Below are 21,838 nucleotides of genomic sequence, written 5' to 3' on the forward strand. Positions count from 1 at the left end.
CGCGAAAGAGGTTGTGATTACTGAGAAAGCGCTCCGACGAAGCCGTCGGCGGGGGTGCCGAGGCCGGTGACGTTGTCCCAGCCGGGACCGCTTTGCAGGTTCTGCGGGCGGGCGTCGAAGTCGATCAGGTAGCTGCCCTGCCCGCCGGGGACGGCGACGCCGCCGAAGGCGTGCATCATCGGCGTCCAGACTCCCGCCTTCTGCGGCACGACGTCCGCGATCGCGCCGGAGCCCTTCAAGCTGTAGAGGACCGGCGTGAGCAGACCGGCGCGGGCGGTGCCAGAACGGGCCTGCTGGGCGTCGGCGACGAGTCCCGCGATCAGCGGCGAGGCCAGCGACGTGCCGCCGTAGGAGCCGATACCGAACTGGCCCTTGATGGTCTGTCCGACCAGCATCCCGGTGTAGGAGTCGGCCAGCGCCGCGATGTCCGGCACGGCCCGCTTCCCACCCGCACCGGGGACGACTCCGGCCTGCCAGTCCGGCGCGTCATACAGCGCGGAGGTGCCGCCGCCGGCGCCGGAGGCGAACGGGCCATCGGCGTCCCGCTGGGGTGCCCACGAGTTGCCGGTCTGGGTGTTGCCGCTGTTCTCCCACCCGGTCAGCACCTTGGGCTGGTTGTTCTGGTCCAGGCCGACGCTGGTGCCACCGACGGCCACGACCCACGGGCTCGAGGACGGGAAGCTGGCGGTCGGGTGGCCGACGGGGCCGGAGTTGTTGCCGGCGTCGCCGGTGGACACGGTGATGGTCTGGCCCTGGATCGCCGCCTGCAGCGCCATGCTGTTGAACTGGTCCCGCGCCGCCTGAGGCAGGCTGGTTTCGCCGTCGGCGTTGCCGTAGCTGTTGCTGATCACGTCCACGGCGTTGTCGGTGACGGCCTGGTTGAATGCGTCGTAGATCCCGGTTCCTTTGCAGGTTTTCCCGGCGTAGTAGCGGATCTTCGCGGCCGGGGCAATGGTGTGGGAGGCCTGGACGTCCAGGGTCTGCTCTGCGGCCCAGCCGTCGGCGCCGCACTCGGTCGCGTCGGTGAACCCGCCTTGCGGCAGGACTGCGCTGTACTGCCCGTCCGTGAGCGGCGGCACGCCGAGCTGGGCGGCGGCCTGGTTGGTGTCGGCGACGACGGTGGCGGAGTTGTAGGCGCCGACGACACCGATCGTCGTGCCCGTGCCGGTGTTTCCGTTGTCCAGTTTGTACATCGCGCGGACTTGGGTGCCGGTGTAGCCGCACAGCGAGTTCGACTGGGAGCCGGCGGGGTATTTCTGCGGGACGTCGGTGTTGTTCTGCTCGCCCCACCAGCGAGCGCAGTGCTGCTCCGCCGCCGCCGCCGCCGCGGCGGCCGGGCGGGTGTGCTGGGGCGTGAGCAGGGCGGCGCTGTCGTCGAGGCCGAGCACGGCGGTGATCGAGGCGCGCAGCGAGGTCGGCACCGTGACCGGCGCCGCCGGGGCCGTGAGCGTGCGTGTGGTGCCGTCGATCCGGGCCCGGAATGCGGCGATCCTCGTTCCGAACGCCGACTCCAGCGTGGCGGTCGGGGCTTCGGCGTCGACGAAGTGCCGGTTGGCGCTGACCCCGGTCACATGCAGCCCCTGCGAGCCCAGCCACTGCGACACCTGATCGACGGCGTCCTTGGTGGGGGCGAATCGGTCGAGGAACTCCTTCGACGACAGGAACTTTCCGTGCTCGGCGCTGCCCGGGGTGGCCAGGTGCGCGGCGAGGCGTTCGGCGCCGGCCTGGTCGCGCAGCGCGAGGGCGACCTGGATGTGGCGGACGGTGTTTCCGTTGCTGCGGGCGACTTCCGTATGCGGGGTGGCCCAGGCTGGGGTGCTCCCGGCAATCGGGGCGCGGTCGCCGGTGTTGCCGGTGGGAGTGGTGGGTGCGGCGACGGCGGTGGCCGCGGTGGAGGCGAGTAGGGCCGCGGTCGCGGCGAGGGCATGCCAAAGACGGCTGTGCATCGAGGTTTCTCCTTGAAAGAAAGGGAAAGCCATCCAGCGCGCCGTATGTTGAGTGGCAGGCGTGCTGAAAGGCGGGCCTCGTGCCGCAGCCAGGGATACGCGAAGAGGGCTGAGCGGAGACTTCGGATGATGTGGACCGGCCGTGCGGCCTGGTCATCGTGACGGTCGCGGTGCGACCGGAGAGGATCTGCGTCGGAAGTCGTCGTCGGATCGAGACGACGACGGCGGTCCGCGAGCCAAAACGTGGAATACTGGCGGTGTTGTGAGCACGTGTCAGTCCTAACGTGTCGGCCGACCGTGTCTGCATCACGCCTCCCCGGCGTGAACACGATCAGCCTTGCTGAAACGAACAATAACCAGTTCTCGGTAAAAGTCAACGCATGTGTTCGCAGATGGCGGACCCGCGTGTGCTTGTTGGGCGCCTTCCTGTGTGATGTTGCAGAAAGTGTGCATCTATACCCTTCTTGTGATCTTTGCGGTGCTGGTGTTTTCGGTCGATCGATAGGCGAGTCGACTGTTACTCGGTGCAGTCGATGCGCTGCGACAAGGTGTGGACGATTAACCCGATTGAGTGTTCCGATGGTTAACGCTTGAGGGTCACGGTGCTACCCGTGGTACGAAACATGACGCGGAGCGCGGCACACCTGGGGTGAACGCGGTGCTCGCCGGCGAGGGGCGTGACGGGAACCGATCGAGGCCCGTGACGAGCAGGGACGGTACGAGGAGGAGCGATGCCGGAGGCGCAAGCCGCAGCAGCACGAAGCACGGTCACCGCCGGTGCGACGCGCTTGCATCATGGCGCGTAGACCATCGCCGGGTGCGGGCCCGCCGGGCGCGGCCTATCCGACAACGTTCGTGGGTCAGTTGCACAAGGTGACCGAGGTGGAAAGCTATCTCGACGAAGGCACTCCCGTGGTCACAATGACGGGCAGTGGCGGAGTCGGAAAAACGCGCATGGCCGGAGAAGTCTTCCGGCGGCGCCGCGATCGCTACGACGCGGCGGCCTTCGTTCGCCTCGCCGAAATGAGCGATGAGGCCGATGGCGAACCGACCATCGGGCGAATCTGCACCTTGCTGCTGGCAGATTTACGTGTCGCCAATCACCAGCCTGACGCACAACCCTTGGACGTGCTGACCGGGTTTCTGCGCGACCGGCGCGTCCTGCTCGTGCTGGACAACTGCGAACACCTACTCGGGCCCGTCCAGGAGCTCGTGGACCTGCTGATCAACCAGGCCTCGCAGCTGCAGATCATCGCGACAAGCCGCGCCTGGCTGCAGATCCATGGCGCGCGGATCGTGCACCTGAATCCGCTTCGCATCCCAGGGGAGAACGCCGGACGCGCGGAAGCCGAGGAATGCGACGCCGTCCGGTTGCTGCAGGACCGCGCCGCCCTGGCCGGGCGGCCGCTGACCGCCGAGGACGACTGGTCGGTGATCGTTCAGCTCGTGCGCTGGTCGGACGGGATCCCGCTCATTCTGGAACTCGTCGCGGCCCAGCTGAGCACCGGACGATCACCGCGCGTGGTGTTCGACCGGCTGGAAGGCGGGCTGTCGCTGCGGTATGCCCCGGGCACCCGCGGAGTCCAAGCGCACCATCTGGCCCTGGACGTGGCGATCGGCGAGTCCTGGAAGCTGTGCTCGGAGGTGCGGCAGCGGGTGTGGGCCCGGCTGACGGTGTTCACCGGCGGCTTCACCCTCGAGGCGGCCGAGCAGGTCTGCGCCGACGCCGTCGTCGACCGTGCCGAGATCCTGACGACGCTGGATTACCTGGTCCAGCACTCGATCATCGAAGGCGCGTCCGCGGACGGCCGGTATCGGCAGCACAACTACCTGAGCGAGTACGGCCGCCGGTGTCTGCGGCGTTTCGGCGACCAGGACGCGATCGAGGAACGTCTCTGCGCGTGGGTCGCGCAGCTGGTGCGGGAGGCGGCGGAAGGCTGGTTCGGCCCGGACGAGATGTGCTGGCTGAGCGGGGTCGACGCCGAGTCCGGCAACATCGCCACCGTGGTGACGTGGTGTGCCGAACGCGGGCAGGTGGAGCGCGGGATGACGATCATGGTCGACCTGTTGCGTACTGGTGCGCCGTACTTCTTCGCTACCGAGATTCCGGTCTGCCGCCAGGTCGAAAAACTCCTTCAGGCGGAGTCGGCGAAGCCGTCACCGGCGCGGGTCTCGGCGCTGGCGATGGTCGGGTGGATCTGGACCGCACTCGGCGCCCGCGAGCGGGGCAAAGCTCACCGCGACGACTGTCTCCACCTTGCCCAGCAGATTGGGGTGGAGAAATCCCCGGCGGTGCAGTTCGTCGATGGCACTTACGACGCGCTGGCCCTGGGGCTGCGCAGCGGCTATGCGAAGCTGGAGGCGGCGCGGGAGGGATTCCGCGCGGCCGGCGCCGACGGCTCGGAATACATGGCAGGGCTGTTCCACGCGCTCACCGCCGGATTGCTCGGGCCGGTCGGGGAGGCCGACCGCATGTCGCAGTGGTGCCTCGATGCGGCCTACGCCAGCGGCGCGGCATGGGCGATCACCTGGGCGGAATGGACTCGCGGCCTTCCCGAAGGCTCCCAACCGCAGGCCAGCGCCCGCAATGCGCTGCGCGCGCAGGTGAAACTCGGCGACTTGTGGGGTCCCGCCTGGGGTGTGGAAGAGGAAGCCCGCAAGCGGGTCCTGGCTGATGACTACCTCAGCGCGGCGTACCTGTACGGCGGGTCGGACAGCCTGCAGGCCCGCCACGGCGTCCGGTTCAACGGCCTGCCCGGGTGGCGCCATCATCGGGATATCGCGATCGCCGCGGTTATCGAAGCCATCGGCGAGGAAGTGTTCGAGGCGGCACGGGACGCCGGTGGCCGGTGGCGTGACGACCGCATCGTGTCTTTCGCCCTCGGCGACGCCAACCCCACGTCACCGGCGCTGACCGAACGGCAGTGGCAGATCACGCGCATGGTCAGCGACGAGAAGTCGAATATCGAGATCGGCGCTGCCCTGCACAATTCGGCGCGGACGGTCGAGGGCGACCTGACAAAGATCTACCGCCTGTTGAACCTGCGCGGCCGCGCCGAGCTGGTCGAGTGGTACGAGGCGTACGTGGCCCCTAGCGTCGGCTCCACTGCACCGGAAGCGCCGCCACGCCGCGGATGACCCCGAACGTGCGCCGCACGGTCGCGTGCGGCTGCAGCCGGAAATCGGGGACCGCGCGCAGCAGCTCCTCCAGCATGACCCGCAGTTCGATCCGGGCCAGGTGCCGGCCGAGGCAACGGTGCTCGCCAGCGCCCCACCCCAGGTGCGGCGTCCGGCTGCGTTCGCGGTCGAGCCGGAAGACGTCGCCGTCGGCGAAGAGGCGTTCGTCGCGGTTGGCGCTGCCCCACGCCAGCAGCAACCGGTCTCCGGGGGAGAGCGGCATCCCGCCCAGGTGGGTGTCGGTGGTGACGGTGCGGCCGGTGGCCGAGACGGCCGGCTCGTAGCGGACCAGCTCCTCGACGAATGGCCCCAGCAACGTTGGGTCGCCCGCCACGCGCTCGCGCAGCGCCGGGTCTTCGAGGAGCTGCAGGATCGCGGTGGCACAGGCGTCGGCGGTGGTCAGGTACCCGGCCGCGACCATCAGCATGGTCATCTTGACCAGCTCGTCCTCGCCCGCGGCCTGGCCGTTGACCTCGGCGGTGACCATGCGCGAGAGCAGATCCCGGCCGGGGTGGGCGCGGCGTTCGCGGATCTGCCCGAGCAGGAAGTCCGCGTACACCCGGCCGATCTGCTGGGCCTCGGCCAAGGTCTCGGCGCCGTAGAGCGCGCGGACATGTTCCGAGAGCCACGCCCGCTCCAGCTCGGTCAGCCCGAGGACACGCCCGATCACCAGCGGCGGCACCTGCTGGGTGTAGCCGCCGACGAGGTCGGCCGCCCCGTGCGGGATCAGTTCCTGCAGCGTCTCGCGGCAGATCGCCCGCACGTACTGCTCCTGGGCCGCCGCGGCCGCCGGGGTGAAGAAGTTCCCCAGCGCGCGCCGCCACTGGTGATGGTGCTCTTCGTCGGTCTCGAACATCGGCGCCACCGCCTCCCGCATCTCGGTGACCACCGCCGCCGCGCCGAGCCCCTCGACGTAGGCACTGAACCGGTCCGGCGCCTGCGCGGCCTCGCGGACCTCGTCGTACCCGGTGACCAGCACGAACCCATCCAGCTGTCCGCTGCGTGCGACCGGACACCCCCGCCGGATCGCCCCCAGCGTCTCGTATGCCGTCGCGGCGACCGCGGGATCTAGATGGTTGAACCCCCGTGCCAACGTCACCGGATCGGTGACAGTCCCGCGCGTCGGCGCGTCCCCCGAATTCAGCACCATGACCTCCTGACTAGTCGTTCGCCGACCGCAGAATCAACCCTCCACCAGGAACCAACGCGGTCCGCGTGGGAAATATGCGGACACGCATCGACCCCGCACCGACCGCAAACACCCCCGCACGACCCCCGCAAACGAACATTGCGGGATCCAACGGGTGTCTCGGGGCGTCGGAGGTTTATCGCGTCCGTCAGGATGGCGGAAACGCTTTGACCTGCTGCGATGAAGATCCATCGTTGCGGGGAGTGACCAGGAGGCCGGTGGGGACCGGCTGGACCGACACAACATCCAGGGGAGAAAGTTGAATCACACAAGAAACGAGGACCAGGAGTTCCGCCGACGCTGCGAAACCATCATCGCCACGCTGCCGATCCGGTACCCGTTCGAGCTACGCGCCTTCCTCAAAGCCGTCGGGAAACAACGGGAAATGACCGTCGTCCTGGGCCGGATGCTGACCGGGCGCAGCGGGACCACCGGACTGATGATGCGCGTGCGCACGGACTGCCTGCTCGGGGTCGCGGCCGCCGCCGCCCCGGCGCACGTCTACCACATCGTCTTCCACGAGATCGGCCACTGGGTGCTGGACCACCCCGGCGACTACGTCTGCAGCCGCCGCACGAGCACCGAGAACCAGCGCGAGCTCGACGCCGAGCAGTTCGCCCACCAGCTGCAAGCGCACGTGCGGGCCGGGACCACGCGCCACCGCTACCGCCACCTCCCGCCCGGCCGTACGGCCCTACGCGCCGCCTTCGGCGCCCGTCACCACCTGTACGCCGATGGCTGACGCGGTCACCGTCCTCTGGTACGGCGCCGCCGTCGCAGGCGTGGCGGAATCGGGCAGGAAGATGCTGGTCAACCGCGGGGTCGGCTACACCTCCAGCCGCCACTTCCTCACCGCCGGCATCGCGTGCATGGCCCTGTCGATGGCGGCCGGGGACCCGATGACCCTGGACTGGGCCGACAACGTCACCGGCCTGCACAACGTCGCGATCGTGGCCCACAACGTGCTGGGGATGCTGGCGATGGTATTTGTCGCCGCGTTCCTGCACACCCTCGGCCAGTTGCGCCTTCCCATGCCCGGCGTGCTCACGATCTTCGTGGTCTGTGCCGCGGCGATGGCCACCCTCTACGTGCTGGCCGGCGCACACACGTCCTTCTTCGCCTCACCCCGCAACCCCTCGTTGTCCTCGCAGCTCTACAGCGCGATCTACCTGGGCTACATGGTCGGCTGGCTCGCGCTGCTGCTGCTCGGGCTGACCGTGGTGGCGAGGGGCGAGGTGGCCGGGGTCCGCGGCGGCGTCGCCCTCGCCCAGCTCGGTATCGCGGTGTCGCTGGTCGGGCTGTGCTGGCGCTTCGGCGGCGCTCTGCGGCTGCTGGCCGACCCGCACCATCTGCCCCGGGGCAGCCACTTCGGAGTGTTCACCGACGCCGCCGGGCTGCTGCTGTTCATCCTGGGCTCGGCGTTCGCCGCGGCGACCCGCCGAGTGTTCGACCGGCGCGACCGGCGCCGCAAGCAACGCGAGGACGCTGCGATCGAGCACCTGTGGGGGCGGACGCGGATCCTGCTCGCCAGCCGTCGCCGGCCCCCTTTGACCCAGCCGCAACAGCTGGTCGAGATCGAGGACGCGCTGCTCATCGTGAACCAGATGATCGATGATGCGATACGCCGTGCGATCCGGCAGGACCTGCAATTTGTCTACGGCTTGAACATCGAATCGATGGCCGCTGCCGTGGAGATCGAGATCGCGACTGCCACCCTCGTCGCGCACTTGTCACGCCCATCGGGTGAGCACATCTCCGATGACACCACCGACGACGCTGAAGAGGCAGAGGTGTGGTGGCCGGAAACCGAGCGTCTGCGCGTCGACGACGGCACGCGGCGGGTCTGGCTGGCCGCTGTCGGTGAGGCGTTGAGCGAGCGCCGGGTACAGCGGCTGGCGACGAAGATAGGACCGCGACAACCCGCCGCCGGCAGCCGGATGTGATGGCGGAGGTGCCGGAGTGTCGGACTGTCAGCGGGGCCGCTCGGGGCCGGGGTCGCGGGGATTCCGGGCGATCCGCTCCAGCACCTTCAGCAACAGCTGCTTGTCCGCTTCGCGAGCGCCGCCCAGACGGCTGGCGATCGTCCGGGCGTTGACCCCGACCCCGCCGATCTCGATCATCAGCTCGTGAGCTCGGCGGTCGGTCTCGTCGTAGGGCACTTCGAACTCCGCGGCCCCCACGTGGGGGTCGAGCAGGTCCCGGTGGATCCGCCAGAACGCGGCCAGGCCTTTGGTGATCGACGGGCGGGTGTTTTCGCGGATCCCGCCCTTGAAGTTATGCAGGGCCTGTTTGGTCACTGTGACTCCGCTGCGGGCCTGGACCCAGCGCGCCACCAGCGGGACCCGGGCAACGAAACTTCGGAAATCGGGGTCCTCGTCGGCGGCCAGGCGGGCGATCTCGTCGGGATCCACGACGGGCTCACCCTCGAGCACGTAGTAGGTCGATTCGTGCTCGAACAGGTAGGTCAACCGCTCGGCAAAGGTGTCCAGGTTAAGCAGGTCGAGGGTGAGCTGCTGCTGGGCAGCGTAGGGACGGTGCGGGATCGGCGAGTCCAGGTGCGCCGGCGAGGTCGATTCCCAGCTGTCGAAAACCGGCTCGTCCTCATATCGTCGTCCCACACCGCACCCCGCCCGTTGTCGTGACCATCTGGTACAGACTTCGCCGCGATCGATCGTGTTTGACACATCGCAAGTTCGGTCTACCATCGAATGCAAAGAGCCACACTCGTTGCGAGTATCTTCGGTTTACCGAGGGAAAGCAACCCACGCCACCCCGTACAGGGGGTTGGAGCACGGTCCCGCTGTGACCGCCGCACCCTTCACCGGCGCACCACTACCGCTGAGGGGAGGCTGTCATGGTCACATCCGAGAACCTACCCGCGGACGTTGACTCCCGTGTGGACTCGCCTGAGCCTGAGCGGCAGCCGTCCGCGCCCGTGGAGGCGGCGGTTGAGCTGGTCGACTGGTCACCGTTCGGCCGGGTCCTGCCGATCCTGGCCGCTTCTCCCGGCGCGGGGGCCACGAGCACCGCCGTCGCGATCGCCGATGCGCTCCAGCTGGCGGGTCGCTCGGTTCTGCTCGTCGACGCAGGTGATCCGGTTCGTTCCGGATTGGGACGCGCTGCGCGGGCAGATGGGCCACGACGGAACGGGCCCGGCCTTGCAGCTGGCATCCGGTTCTCCCGGCGTGCCCGCGCAGTCCTGGCGCGCCTCGACGTAGCAGCGACCACCGAAGAGCCGGTGCTGTTTCCGCCGCCGCTGTACTGGCACCCAGGCGGTGGCGGCGTCGACGTGACGGTGGTCGACATCGGACACGACCCCTGGCGGCTCGCGACCGACCCCGCGCTCGGGCCGGGGCAGTGGCTGCGCGTCGGCAGCCCGTCACCGATTCCCGCGCTGGTGGTGCGACCCACAGTGCCCGGCCTTGCGCACGCCGAACAGGTCTTGTCCCGCCTTGCTCCGTGGGTGCGCGCAGGCGCGGTCACCCCGCCCACACAACTGCTCGTCGTCGGTGCTCGCCGTTGGCCGAAGGGGGTCGTGGGCACCGCGGGGCGCCGAACCAGCGTCCTGCTACCCAACGCGGTGTTCTTTCCCCACAATCGTGAGGTCGCCACCCATGGCATCACCGAGGACGTGACACCCGCCTCGCTACGGACGCCGGCCGACGGCCTCCTCCGTTCCTGGCGGGTGCTGCCGCAGCGGACACACCGCCTGCACCTCCGATGGCCGCCGCCTGCTGGTGGGCGTGACGGCCGTGTCGCCGAGCCCGACACCGGCTGAGCCCATCCCGCCGCTCTGCTGAGAAGAACTTCAACGCCCTCCCACTTGACCCGCCTGACGTGACGTCGGGCGGTGCGATGTGGAGGGCGCCGTGTCCGCGCAGATTGTCATCGACTGGCTCGTCCAGATCCCGAATCCGACACCGGTGCAGCCCCCGGTTGGCGGCGACAAGATCCTGGGGCTGCTCAACAACGTCAAGTGGGGCGCGGGTGTTGCCCTCGTCTTCGGCTTCTTCGTCGGGCTGATCGTCTGGGCCGGTGGCCGCTGGGTCGACCATCACCGCGCCGGGAAAGTCGGCGTCGTCATGATGCTCTGCGCCGTCGCCGGCGCGATCCTCTACGGCATCGGCTGGTCGCTGATCAACAGCTTCGCGGGCGGCTGAGCCATGTTCACCACCACCGAATCGCCGCGCGCCCGCACGCAAACGCGCCGCCTGATCATCATCGTCGTCCTGCTCGTCGCCGCGGTCGCCGTGGTACTGGTTGCCCGCCACACAACGACACCACCGCCGCCGACCACGACCCCGCCTGGCGCCGCGCCCTCGCCGACACCCACAGCGCCGGTCGACGAGGCCACCGCCCTGGCCACCCGGCACATGCTGACCCTGCCACCCGAGGCAGCCCTGCCGCACGAACTCACCACCGCCACGGCCGGACCGCCGATCACCGTCCCGCGACCGGCGCCCATCGCGAACCGCGTGATCTCCGACGGCTTCCCCGCCACCGCGGAAGGCGCGCTCGGCTGGCTGACCGACTTCAACGAGACCGCGCTGCGCGGCGGCGACCCGGCCACCTACGCGCGGGCCTACGGCGAATCCGCGCTCCCGCACGCCCCGTCCCTGCAAGGCAGCGGTCCGCTCGCGCTGCTGACGTCATTCCGCAACGAGGCCGGCATCCGGCCCGGCGAGCTCACGCCCGGCCTCGCGGTGACCTACGACGTGTCTCAGGGCCTGATCAAAGGCACCGCCGACGACGGCCGGTTCGCGGTGGTCTGCACCCTCGGTCAGCTGAGCTTCGACTACCAGGGCCAGACCACGAGCATGGGCATCGGCGACTGCCAGGCCCTGCGCCGGACCGGGACCGCCTGGCGGATCGCCCCCGGCGCCCGCGCGGCCTACGCCGCCTGCGCGTGGCCGGGCAGCGCCGAATCGGTCGCGGCCGGCTACCGGCCCCTGATCCGCGACGGTGCCCGGTGAACCCCCTGGACCTGCTCGACAAGCTGGGCGGCCTCGCCGGCAAAGCGATCGGCGCGACCGCGGCAGGAATCCTCGAGCCGTTCATGGCGGCCACCTGGGCCGCCGCCCTGTTCATCCTGCGCACCGCCTTTGAGCTCGTCGACAAGTTCTCCCTCTTCACCGTGTCCACCACGGACGGACCGGTGTCGATCCTGTGGCCGATGACGCTGTGGATCTCCGGCGCCATCGCGCTGGGCCTGCTCTTCTGGCAGATCATCACCACCGTCCTGCACGGCGGCCGCGGCTTCGTCCGCCTGATCACCGGGCCCTTCCAGTACGGCATCGCGCTCGCGGTGACCGTCGGCGTGGTCGCGGCGTTCCTCGCCGCCGCCGACGGCTTGACCGAAGCGATCCTGTCGACGGGGTTGCGGGTGGGGAACTTCCGCGACGCGTTGAACATGACCGGCTTCACCGACGCGCTGTCGGATGAGGTCAAGAACGTGGCGCTGGGCTTGGCCGGGGCCTTCGGGGTGATCCCGGCAGGGCTGGGGTTCGCGTTCGAGGCGGTGTTCCGCGAGGCCACGATCGACGTCGTGGTCGCGACGATCCCGATCGCCGCGGCCGGGCTAATGGCCGAGGTGACCGCGCGATGGTACTGGACAGTCGTCCGGTGGGGCCTGGTCGCGATCGTGATGAAACCCGCGCTGGCGTTCGTGCTGGTGCTGGCCGTCGCGATCGTCGGCGGCGCGCAGGGCCTGTCCGGGCTGCTGGCCGGCATCGGGGTGCTGTTCCTCGCGCTGTTTGTGCCGCTGGTGCTGTTCAAGCTGTTCGCGTTCGTCGACCCCGACTCCGACCCGCAAGGCGTGTTCCGGGACAAGCTCGCGGACGCGGGTCTGGACTCCTACGGCGCCAACAGCATCGCCGGTCGCGCAGCGGGCGCGTTCGGGAAAATGGCCCGCAAAGACCTGAAAAACAACGGAAACGACGGTGACAGCGACGACGATGGCGATAGCCAGGAGCAGGCGAACGTCGACCGCTTCGACCAAGCAGCCGCCGCCGACGACACGACCACCGGGCTGCCTGACGCGAGCAGCGACGAGCACGCGCCTGACGGGACGGACGATGCCGCCACGAAGCCCGACAGCAACGCGGCCGACGCCGACGCGACCGGCGGCAGCGGTGCACCAGACTCCGGAACCGACCCCCCAGCCGAGACGACAACATCGCCCACGACAGAAACCGGTGATACCGGCGGCGCGAGCGCAGCCTCGCCCGCCGACGACGATGGCAACGGCAGCGGCGAGTCGCCACCTCCAGAACCAGGGGGAGATACCGGGCCACCGACCCCGCCGGTCCCGAAGCCGACGGGCGGGCCACCGGATGACGGCGGCGGTGGTGGTGCTGCGGCCGGTGAGGCCGAGGAAGCCGCGGTGCTGCTGTGAACGCCGCGACCCGGATCTACAAAGGACTGTCCCGCCGAGAGCGGGCAGGCTGGATCATCGGGCTGACCCCCGTGCAGGCGTTCGTGTGCATCGGGCTCGCCATCCCGGTGATTCTCGCACTGGCCGCCGGACGCTTCGGCCAAGCGCTGGCCCTGGGCGGTCTCTGCGGCACAGCGGCGGCCCTGGTCGTGGTGCCGTTCCGCGGGCGCCCGGCGCTGCGCTGGCTCGGGCATCTGCTGCTCTACCGCGCCGGAATCGCGCTGGGCTGGTCGCGGTGGCAGTCGCGCGCGGTCACCGGCCAGACCACCGACCTCGATGAGCCAGATCTGCCCGGAGTGCTGGCCCGGCTGCGGTTCCCCGACGGCCCACCCCTGCGCGATGCGGGCCGGGTGTGCCTGATCCACGACACCGGCGAGGGCCGATGGGGCGCCACCGCCCGCCTCACCCACGCCGGGGTCGGGATGCTCTCCGACGCCCAATGCGAACGGCTGGCCAACCGGCTCGGGAACCTGCTGCTGTCGATCGGGCACCGCGAGGTCATCGACCGGATGAGCCTGCTGGTGCGCACCGTCCCCGACGACGGCGCCGACTACCAGGCATGGCGCGCCGACCACGACGTCCCGGATGCCCCCGCGCTCGCGCGACAGGCGAACGTGGAGCTGGACCGGCTGGTCGGGGCGGTGTCGGTCCGACACGAAGTGTTCGTCACCCTCTCCGGAACCGAAGACGCCCTGCGCCGCCCGGCCGCCGCGGCCGGGGGCGGGGTCGCCGGCCGGGCCGCGGTGCTCTACCGCGTCCTGGACGGGCTTGAGGACAAGCTCAAGTCCCTCGGCGCCACCGGCGTGAAGTGGCTCTCGGGCCCGGAACTGGCGGTGGCGATCCGCACCGGGTTCAACCCGGCCACCGCCGCCACGCTCGCCGCGCACCGCCACCAGCCCGACGGTGATGCCGGGGTGCGCTGGGCAACGGCCGGGCCCGTGCACGCCCCAGCACCCTCGACGCGGGCCTACTACCACGACGGCTTCGCCACCGTGTCCTACTCGGTGCTGATGCCCGAGGCCGGGACGGTATTCGGATCACTGGGCGGGCTGCTGGCGGTCAAAACCGCCGGCGAGCGCCGCAGCCTGGCCATCCACTACGAGACCCTGTCACAGCATCGGTCCCGCAGAGCGGTGCGCCGGCTGCGGTTCCGCACAGGCGTGATGCGGGACTGGAAGTCCTCGAAAGGCTTCAACGCCGGCGCCGCGGAGGCCCGGGAGGCGGGTGGGGCGCGGGCGCAGGAGCACGCGGTCGCGGCCGGGCACGGGATCGTCCGATTCGCTGTTGCCGCCGCGGTGACGATCCCGGAGACGTGGAACGTCGAGGACCACGCGGCCAAGCTGGAGAACGACATCGCCGGCCGCTTCCAGCTCCTGCGCATGGAACTGGCCCAGGACGCCGGGTTCGTCGCCGCCGTCCTGCCCGTCGGTGTCGGGCTGCCCCGCCTTCGGGGCGGTGCGTCGTGAGCCGCCGTAGCGACGAGCGGACGGCAGCGGAACTGCTCGCCACCTTCGGACCCGCGGTCAGCACCCGCCCACCCGGACGCCGCCGTCCGGACGGCCGCAGCGCTCGCGTGAACCAGCGGGCCGCGCCTCGACGGGGATTCGCCCGGCCGGGATACGGGTGGTCGCCCGTGGCGGCGCCGCTGCAGGTCTACCAGGCCGGCACGCACCAGATCGGCGGGCTGTTCCCGCTGCTGGCGGCGAGCCCGCTGCCGGCGGTCGGGGCGCGGATGGGCTACGACGTCCACTCCGGCGGCGCGTTCTACCTGCACCCGGTCGAATTCGTCCTCCGCTCAATCTGCACCAACCCGAACCTCGTCCTGTTCGGTGAACCCGGCCGAGGCAAGTCCTCCACGGTAGTGGCGTTCCTGCTGCGGATGATGCTCACCGGCGTCCGCACCCTGATCTCCGGCGACGTCAAAGGCGAATACACCCCACTGCTAAACGCTTTGGGTGTCACGCCGATCATGCTCGGCCGCGGCAGCACCGCCCGCCTCAACGCCCTCGACCTCGGCCCCCTCGCCGCCCGCTGGGACACCTGGTCCACCGAACGGCAACGCGACGAGCTCGACGGGGTCCTGGGCCGGTGGGTGCAGCTGCTGGTCGCGCTCGCCGAAGCCCAGGGCTACCGGCCCACCGTCACCGACGAAGCCGCGCTCTCGGCGGTGCTGCGGCAGCTGCTCGGCGTCCACGACGGCTACACCCGCCTCAAGCCGATCACCATCCCCGACGTCCACCAGGCGCTGGCCGACCCGGACGAGCAGCTCTGGCAAGAGCTGCGCTTCGCCGGGCGCCGCCAGTTCCTCGACCACCTGCGCTCGATCACCGACGCGCTGGCCAACCTGATCAGCGGCCCGCTGGCGGGGCTGTTCGACACGGCCACGAACTTCACCGTCGACTGGGACGCCCCCATCCAGAGCCTCGACCTCTCGCGGCTACGCACGCGCGGCGACCAGGCCGTCGCCGTCGCGCTGACGTGCTTGGGCTCGTGGTCGTCGCTGGCCACGGATCTGCAGGAGGACGGGGAGCTGCGGATCGTCGTCCGCGACGAGATCTGGCGGCAACTGCGCCTCGGCCTGCGCGCGGTCCAGGCAGTCGACAGTGAACTTCGGCTCTCGCGCGCGGAACGCAAAATCCAGGTGCTGGTCAGCCACAAACCCGGCGACTTCCTCTCCGTCGGCGCCACCGGTTCCCAAGAAGTCGCCATCGCGCGGGATCTGCTGGCGCTGTGCTCAATTCGTGTCCTTCTTGGACAGTCGACTCGCGTGGCGGCTGAACTGGCTGATGTCCTTGTACTGTCGGAGAAGGAACACGAAGCCACGACCGGGTGGGCGAATGACCGGCAGGGGCGGGCGCTGTGGAAGATCGAGAACCGGACCGGACTTCGGATTCAGACTGTGCTCAGCCGGACCGAGCGGCAGATCTTCGATACCAACGCTCAACTCACGCGGAAGCAGAACTCGTTACACAGCAGTAAATTGGCGGCGATGCTATGACGAGACCCACAGGTGTTGTCGCTGCGGTAGGTGCTGCTCTCGTCGGGTTTGTGCTCCTGCCGACCCTCGTGTTGGCGTTACTGGTAGGGCCCGCCGCCACCGCAACGCTCGGGCAACTGACCGGATGCGACCAAGGGGGCCCGGGCGGTGGCTCGATCGTGGTGGACCGCCAGCAACTGGGCGCCGACGAGATGGACATCGCCCGCACCATCACCGACGTCGTCCAGCAACGCCGGCTGCCGCGACGAGCCGCGGTCCTCGCGACCACCACCGGAATGGTCGAATCCGGGCTGCGCAACCTCGACTACGGCGACCGCGACTCCCTCGGGGTGTTCCAGCAACGCCCTAGCCAAGGCTGGGGCACCCGCGAAGAGATCCTCAACCCCGTCTACGCCACGGGCAAGTTCCTCGACGCCCTGATCGCCCTGCCCGGCTGGGACACCATGGCCCCAGGCCGGGCCGAGCAGGCCGTGCAGCGCAGCGGCTTCCCCGACCGCTACGCCCCACGCGAACCAGCCGCCGCCGCGATCGTGGATCGGTTCTGGACCGGACCGGACAACCCGACCCCGCCTGCGGCGCCCGGCGGCGGCACCGAGGCAGTCCAAGCGAAAACGCTGTGCCCCGACCAGGGCGGATCCGACGTCCCCCGCGACCCAGGCCAGGTCGACCCGACGAAGCTGCCACCAGGGTTCACGCTGCCGGACGATGTCCACCAGCGTGCCGCGGTCGGCTTCGCCCTGGGCCAGCTCGGCAAACCTTACGTGTGGGGCGCGAAAGGCCCGAACGCCTACGACTGCTCCGGACTGATGCTCGCATCCTGGGCCGCCGCCGGAGTCGGGATCCCCGCCGGCACCGTCAGCCAGGTCCACGCCGGACACGCCGTCACCTCGATCCAGCAGGTCCAACCCGGCGATCTGCTGTTCATCCCCGGCTCGCTCGGGACCGCGCAGGTGCCGCGGCACGTGGGGATGTACGCCGGGCACGGGTTGATCGTCGACGCCTACGACACCGGCACCGGCGTCATCCTCGAACCCCTCTCCGCGTGGACCGCGAAGGTCGTCGCGATCCGCCGGATCGCCGACCCAGATTTGCCCTCCCCGCCACCGGGAGGGAGCCCACTCTGATGACCCTCGTGGCGTTGCCCTCCCGCTGTCCGGGAGGAGCGGCCGATGCCGCGCACACACACCGACACACTCAATTTGGACCGCGACGTTGCCCTGATGGGCTTGGCGGTCGCCGCCTTGGCGATACTGTGCACGCTCGGCGCGATCGTCATCGCTGCGACCGTTCTGGTGACCGGGTTCTTCACCGGCACGTGGACCTGGCCCCCGATCACCGCATGGGCGGGCTTCGCCCTGACGGTCGCGTTCCACGCCGCTGATCCTGGGCCAGGGCTGCCGATCCCGTGGTCGGGCGCGGTCAGCGACCACCAGATCGCGTTCTACATCTGGTTCACCACGATCACCATGCTCGCCGCCGGCCTCACCGTCGGCGCCGCGATCCCGGTCTGGCGGCGGGTGGCTCCCACCGATGCCGGACACGCCACCCGCCGCGAGATGACCAGGACCCTGTCGGTCGCCGCCGCGCGCACGACCGCGGTGTGGACCCGCGGTGACCTCACCGACGAGCAACGCCGGACCGCGCCGGTCGAGCAGATCGCGGTCCCGCTACATCGAGGCCCCCGGCGCCAGCGGCTGGTGACCTCGCTGGAGACCCCGACCGGGACGATCGCACCGACCCGCTCGGGCAAGAGCCGCACCGACCTGGTGCACAAGGTCCTCGCCGCGCCAGGCGCGCTGATCGCGTCGACGACGAAGAACGACCTCGCCGAGTGGTGCCTGCTGGCCCGCACCCGCCGCCCCGACGCCGGGCCAGTGCTGGTGATCGACGCCACCGGCACCCTGTCCTGGCCCGCGCACGCCCGCTGGTCCCCGATCACCGGCTGCGCCGACCCCGCAGTCGCGCTGCGTCGGGCGGAGACGCTGATCGAGGCATCCTCACTCGGGCTGGACGACCTCGGCGGCAACGATGCGGTGTTCCGCGGCCGCGCCACCATCGTGCTGCAGGCCTACCTGCTCGCCGCGGCAGTACATCACCGGACGGTCCGCGACCTGGTCGTCTGGTCGGTCACCAAGCCACCGGATCAGGAGCCGGTCGAACTGCTGCGGCACCAGTTCCCCGAGCTGGCGTTCAACCTGCGCTCGGAGATCGGGATGGTCGCCGAGACCGCCGATGCGGTCTGGATGTCCGTGCGGCGGGCGATCGAGCCGTTCATGAACCCGGCCATCAGGTACTTCGCCACCCCCGCACCGGGGCAGGAACTCGACGTCGACGAGTTCCTGCGCCGCCGCGGCAGCCTGTTCATCGTCGCCGGCGAACACCAGGCACCCCAGGCCCGAGCAGTACTGACCGCCGTGGTGGAGCAGATCCTCACCACGGCGCAGGACACCGCGCTGCGCTGTGAACGACGCCGGCTGGAACCGCCGATGACGGCGATCCTGGACGAACTGTTCGCCGGGACGCCGGTGCCGCGGCTGCCGGCGATCATCGCCGACTCCGCCGGGCGCGGCGTCCTGATCCACTGGTCCGCGCAGTCCCGCTCCCAGCTCGACGAGCTCTACGGTGAACCCGGCCGGCTCCAGCTGATCGACAACACCCTCACCCTCACCGCGTTCCCCGGTCTGAAGGACGACAAGACCCTCGAGTGGCTGTCCACACTGTCCGGGTACCACCGCCGCCGCACTCACCAGCACCACAGCGACGGGATCTTCAGCCCCGGACGCGGCGCCAGCGGCGAGGAAACCGTCCCGACGCTGCGCGCCGGGGACATCCGCACCCTCGACCGCGACCGGGTCCTGATCCTGCACGGCAACCTCCGCCCGATCCTCGGCCGCACCGTCGACGTCGGACAACGCCCGGACTGGCCTCAGCTGAAGGCCGATGTCGCCGCTATCCGCCGCGGCGAGACCCCGGTCGGCACAGACGGGTATCCCCGCCCGCTCCCGCCGACGATGGCGGGCAGTCCGTACATTCAGGAGCCGCGGCGATGACCGAAGACGACGACATCACCACCCCGGAACCCGAGCGACCGAACGACCGAACGACGCAGCCGGAACAGCAGCCCGCCCGGTCGCGCGCCGAACTCGATGCGATGACCGAGGAACTATGGGACAGGGTGCAGTCCCAGCAGTCGGAGATCGAGCAGCTCAACGGGAAGATCGCGGAGCTGGAGAGCGACGCCCAAAACAAACCGCGGATGGCGCCGTGGTTGCCGTTCTCGGCACCGCCGGCCGCGGAGGACAAGCAGCATCGGGAGCAGACCCCGGTATTCACTGTCACCAATTTCGTGCAGTACTACAACGCCGTCTACGTCGGCAAAGGCGGAACCCGCGCGGTCGCGATCCCCGACTGCTGGCCAAAGCACCCCGGGTTGGTGGCCGAACTGGCGACGCTGACCTACACGTGGCGGGCCGCGCACTTAGGCAAGGGCGCCAAGGCCAGCGACGCCCAGTACTGGCACGACCGGTGGCGGGCCGGATTCGCCGAACGCATGATCACCGAGTGGACTCACCAGCAGTGCCTCACCGAGGTCCACAAGGCCGTAGGCGCGATGCCACTGGCAGACCGCTTCACTCTTGAAGAATCATATGCCTCCACCACCAGAGACGGCGCTCCCGTCGCTCGAGACGACACCGGGTTATGAAAGGCGGCAAAGCGACAGACACACGGCGCCAGAAGTGATATGCATCACATGTCTGTAGGTGTGCCAGTGGTCTGAATGGTTGATTTTGCGAAGCCATCAATGTTGCTCAGAGTAATTATCGCTGGTCAGAGAATTGCCAGTCTGCCCCCCTAGTTAAGCCTGAACTTGACGCTGTTGTACAAATATCACTGAGTTCTGCCTTGACTACGTTAAGTGATTCACCGGGTACCCTGGGTGGGATAACTGGGCCATGATCTGGGTATGACGTCTCCCGCCGACAGTGGTGACCCTCCTTCCGACAGTCACGCGACTCTCAAGCTGGTGCTGGACCGGCTCTTCCCGGAAGGTACGGCGCCCATCTGGTTCACGCTGTGGTTGGTTCTAGCGCTAGTGGCCGTCGTTGCTGGCTTGGCTGCGTTGGTTGCGCTTGCGTACTTCGCGGGACCGTGGGCTCCAAGCCTGCTGGCAGGCGTGAGCGCGCTGACGGCAGGCGCAGGCGCAGTTGCGCGAAAGCGCATGAAACCGTAACCGGATATCCGGTCTTAGATGCTCCGGGCATGAATGTGCTTGATGACTTTCGAATATAGGCATCGGTAGATTGAGTGCCAACGGTGCGTTCTTTGACGAACGTCAGTAGATCATGCTGCGATTCTATTGTTAACCGTAGTCTTCTGTGTCGGAAATCCCGGCAGTCCGAGGTCGAGTAACCTCAATGGAAGCCAGTGGAGCTGGTGAGTGACACGGAAGAGAAACCGCGGCCGGTGCCGGTTGTCGTTCGGCACAGCCGGCCGCGGAGGCTAAACCCGGAGGTCGAGGATGCCTTCGCCGCAGGCAAGCGCGCCGCGCCGCAGGAGGACTTACAGGTCGTGGAGCTGGATGACGAAGCGGAACCGGGGTCCGCTCCGTCGTGAACAGCGAGCTGGACGTGGCATTCGCCGGAGCGACAAGGTGGCGTGAAACAGTGCAGGTCGGCATGGGCTGGGGCGCACCAGTCTGGCGGCCCTATGAGTGACTCGGCGTCGAGAAGGGCTCCCCGATCGGCCACGGGTCTGTCAGGCCGAACCACTCCGTCGGCGCGCGCGCCGGATCAGCGAAATGGATTACGCCATGTGGGTCAACGGTAGATCGCCGCCACATCGGAAGCGGCGGGACGGACCACTCAGGGTCTGGATGCTCCCAGACGGTGTGCTGCTTGGTGCCAACGAAAGCGGGGTGAAGTTGCTTGACGACGAGCACCGCCGACACGTGGCGGTGGCCCCAGTGGTCGCCCTTGTACCAGTAGCCGTTGGGATCGCGGACGACGGCCGGGTTGGTATCACCGCCAGGGCCGGTGCCGATCAGTAGGGCTTCAGTGCCGTACAGGGCGTTCTTCACGTCGAAGTCATCGTTGATGATGCTGCTCGACGCCACCGCGACGATGTACGGAGCACCGAGTGGCCCGTACGCAGAGCCTTTGTCGCTCAACGCACTCCTGACCCCCTCCTCGTCATGCACCGGGAAGTCCTGTCCGCCGCCGAAGATCCCCAGCGGTTTCACGCCCTCTTTCCCGCGTGCTTCAGGTGACTTCGGGAGCGCGTGGAACTGGATCCGCCACCCGTCTGCTGCGTAGGACAGATCTGGGAAGTCGTGGCGGCCGTTCCCGCGATCCGTGTATGCGTCTGGATCCAACTCTCTGAGCCAGTTCTCCAGCTTTGAGCGCAGCGGACGCGCCCGAAGCGGGCCGCCTCCCTGCTTCTCCACGTCGATCGACAGGAAGAAGTTCGGGCTGTCGATCTTGTCAAGCGACTCGTACAGAGTGTTGACCCTCGCGACAGCGCCCACCACGACATCGCTGGACGACGCTGAGCGAGCTTCGACATAGACGGCCGCACCATCTTTCTCCGCGAGAAAGTCAGGACGGCGACTGGATCCCTCGATTTCCGGGTGGCAGGTCACCGCGTAGCCCATCCGGAGAAGGCACTCGTGCAAGTACAACTCGAAGAAGGCCCCATTGCACTGCCGGTCATCCCGGGAGCGCAGCCGTCCTCTGACGTCCGCTTGGGCGTCCGGACAGAGCCGAGAGAACCAGTCCTCGATCAGCCCCCGGACCTGGTCCCAGTAGTGCCCCGCCACCCGGTCGAGGAAGCCGAAATGGCTTTCCGCGTGCGCACGCGAGGATGAGTCAGTCCGCCCAAGTGCCGAAAAGATGGTCATACCGACCATCACACTCGATCCGCCAACCCCGCGCTGAGGCAGGGTCACTAGGTGATGAACCTGAGAGACCGAAGCCAGGATCGCGCCAGCCGATGCCGAAGCCAGCTCGAGGAGGACTCTGGTGCGTGGCGCCGCCGCGGGCCTTCCCGTTGCCAGGTAAGCCGGCGTCGTGCACGCTTGGCAAGATCGCGGAGTCGCA

16 protein-coding genes are annotated in these 21,838 nt (G+C 69.0%); 12 read left to right on the forward strand and 4 right to left on the reverse strand.

Annotated elements, in window-relative coordinates:
- Positions 1 to 17 precede the first annotated feature (17 nt).
- Positions 18 to 1,946 (reverse strand): S53 family peptidase, encoded by a 1,929-nt coding sequence (locus VA596_RS42370; protein ID WP_323335325.1) that lies wholly within the window; start codon positions 1,944 to 1,946, stop codon positions 18 to 20.
- Positions 1,947 to 2,741: 795 nt separating this feature from the next.
- On the opposite strand from VA596_RS42370, the gene VA596_RS42375 reads away from it, so the two are divergent.
- Positions 2,742 to 5,084, forward strand: a complete 2,343-nt coding sequence (locus VA596_RS42375; RefSeq protein ID WP_323335326.1) for a helix-turn-helix transcriptional regulator — start codon at positions 2,742 to 2,744, stop codon at positions 5,082 to 5,084.
- Here VA596_RS42375 and VA596_RS42380 read toward each other — a convergent pair.
- Entirely contained in the window at positions 5,038 to 6,102 is a 1,065-nt protein-coding gene (locus tag VA596_RS42380) for a cytochrome P450 (RefSeq protein WP_323335327.1), read from the reverse strand. The two genes, VA596_RS42375 and VA596_RS42380, sit on opposite strands and share 47 nt — an antisense overlap.
- A gap of 469 nt (positions 6,103 to 6,571) precedes the next feature.
- On the opposite strand from VA596_RS42380, the gene VA596_RS42385 reads away from it, so the two are divergent.
- Positions 6,572 to 7,054 carry a hypothetical protein gene (locus VA596_RS42385; RefSeq protein ID WP_323335328.1) on the forward strand — a complete coding sequence of 161 codons (483 nt, stop codon included), beginning with the start codon at positions 6,572 to 6,574 and terminating at the stop codon, positions 7,052 to 7,054.
- Positions 7,047 to 8,255, forward strand: coding sequence for a hypothetical protein (locus VA596_RS42390; RefSeq protein ID WP_323335329.1), 1,209 nt, complete (start codon positions 7,047 to 7,049; stop codon positions 8,253 to 8,255). The genes VA596_RS42385 and VA596_RS42390 overlap by 8 nt, the downstream gene beginning before the upstream one ends.
- A gap of 27 nt (positions 8,256 to 8,282) precedes the next feature.
- Here the strand turns inward: VA596_RS42390 and VA596_RS42395 are convergent, their stop codons facing one another.
- Entirely contained in the window at positions 8,283 to 8,996 is a 714-nt protein-coding gene (locus tag VA596_RS42395) for a hypothetical protein (RefSeq protein ID WP_323335331.1), read from the reverse strand.
- A 170-nt stretch (positions 8,997 to 9,166) separates the two neighbouring features.
- Here VA596_RS42395 and VA596_RS42400 point away from each other — a divergent pair, with 170 nt between their 5' ends.
- The 9 genes from VA596_RS42400 (at position 9,167) to VA596_RS42440 (ending at position 19,446) form a co-directional block, all read left to right on the forward strand.
- On the forward strand, positions 9,167 to 10,090 hold the full coding sequence (locus VA596_RS42400; protein ID WP_323335332.1) for a P-loop NTPase family protein: 924 nt from the start codon (positions 9,167 to 9,169) through the stop codon (positions 10,088 to 10,090).
- A gap of 91 nt (positions 10,091 to 10,181) precedes the next feature.
- Entirely contained in the window at positions 10,182 to 10,472 is a 291-nt protein-coding gene (locus VA596_RS42405; protein WP_323335335.1) for a hypothetical protein, read from the forward strand.
- 3 nt (positions 10,473 to 10,475) lie between these two features.
- On the forward strand, positions 10,476 to 11,285 hold the full coding sequence (locus VA596_RS42410) for a hypothetical protein (RefSeq protein WP_323335336.1): 810 nt from the start codon (positions 10,476 to 10,478) through the stop codon (positions 11,283 to 11,285).
- Positions 11,282 to 12,706 (forward strand): ICP22 family protein, encoded by a 1,425-nt coding sequence (locus VA596_RS42415; protein ID WP_323335338.1) that lies wholly within the window; start codon positions 11,282 to 11,284, stop codon positions 12,704 to 12,706. Before VA596_RS42410 ends, VA596_RS42415 begins: the two co-directional genes overlap by 4 nt.
- Positions 12,703 to 14,211: an SCO6880 family protein gene (locus VA596_RS42420; protein WP_323335340.1), complete on the forward strand. Its 1,509-nt coding sequence runs from the start codon at positions 12,703 to 12,705 to the stop codon at positions 14,209 to 14,211. Before VA596_RS42415 ends, VA596_RS42420 begins: the two co-directional genes overlap by 4 nt.
- Positions 14,212 to 14,378: 167 nt before the next feature.
- The gene (locus VA596_RS42425; RefSeq protein WP_323335342.1) at positions 14,379 to 15,743 is read left to right on the forward strand and encodes an ATP-binding protein; all 1,365 of its coding nucleotides are present in this window, start codon (positions 14,379 to 14,381) and stop codon (positions 15,741 to 15,743) included.
- Positions 15,744 to 15,901: 158 nt separating this feature from the next.
- Positions 15,902 to 16,867, forward strand: a complete 966-nt coding sequence (locus VA596_RS42430) for a C40 family peptidase (RefSeq protein ID WP_323335343.1) — start codon at positions 15,902 to 15,904, stop codon at positions 16,865 to 16,867.
- A gap of 45 nt (positions 16,868 to 16,912) precedes the next feature.
- Positions 16,913 to 18,793 carry a type IV secretory system conjugative DNA transfer family protein gene (locus VA596_RS42435; protein WP_323335345.1) on the forward strand — a complete coding sequence of 627 codons (1,881 nt, stop codon included), beginning with the start codon at positions 16,913 to 16,915 and terminating at the stop codon, positions 18,791 to 18,793.
- Positions 18,790 to 19,446, forward strand: coding sequence for a hypothetical protein (locus VA596_RS42440; protein WP_323335347.1), 657 nt, complete (start codon positions 18,790 to 18,792; stop codon positions 19,444 to 19,446). The genes VA596_RS42435 and VA596_RS42440 overlap by 4 nt, the downstream gene beginning before the upstream one ends.
- Positions 19,447 to 20,448: 1,002 nt before the next feature.
- Here the strand turns inward: VA596_RS42440 and VA596_RS42445 are convergent.
- The gene (locus tag VA596_RS42445; RefSeq protein WP_323335348.1) at positions 20,449 to 21,639 is read right to left on the reverse strand and encodes a hypothetical protein; all 1,191 of its coding nucleotides are present in this window, start codon (positions 21,637 to 21,639) and stop codon (positions 20,449 to 20,451) included.
- Positions 21,640 to 21,838: the final 199 nt, after the last annotated feature.

The organism is Amycolatopsis heterodermiae, assembly GCF_034929455.1.
GTDB classification, from domain to species: domain Bacteria; phylum Actinomycetota; class Actinomycetes; order Mycobacteriales; family Pseudonocardiaceae; genus Amycolatopsis; species Amycolatopsis heterodermiae.

Bases quoted from the DNA above. Each gene is read 5' to 3' on its own strand.
- VA596_RS42445 (WP_323335348.1), bottom strand. From the start codon at position 21,639: ATGACCATCTTTTCGGCACTTGGGCGGACTGACTCATCCTCGCGTGCG.
- VA596_RS42410 (WP_323335336.1), top strand. From the start codon at position 10,476: ATGTTCACCACCACCGAATCGCCGCGCGCCCGCACGCAAACGCGCCGC.
- VA596_RS42390 (WP_323335329.1), top strand. From the start codon at position 7,047: ATGGCTGACGCGGTCACCGTCCTCTGGTACGGCGCCGCCGTCGCAGGC.
- VA596_RS42400 (WP_323335332.1), top strand. From the start codon at position 9,167: ATGGTCACATCCGAGAACCTACCCGCGGACGTTGACTCCCGTGTGGAC.
- VA596_RS42375 (WP_323335326.1), top strand. From the start codon at position 2,742: ATGGCGCGTAGACCATCGCCGGGTGCGGGCCCGCCGGGCGCGGCCTAT.
- VA596_RS42370 (WP_323335325.1), bottom strand. From the start codon at position 1,946: ATGCACAGCCGTCTTTGGCATGCCCTCGCCGCGACCGCGGCCCTACTC.
- VA596_RS42435 (WP_323335345.1), top strand. From the start codon at position 16,913: ATGCCGCGCACACACACCGACACACTCAATTTGGACCGCGACGTTGCC.
- VA596_RS42440 (WP_323335347.1), top strand. From the start codon at position 18,790: ATGACCGAAGACGACGACATCACCACCCCGGAACCCGAGCGACCGAAC.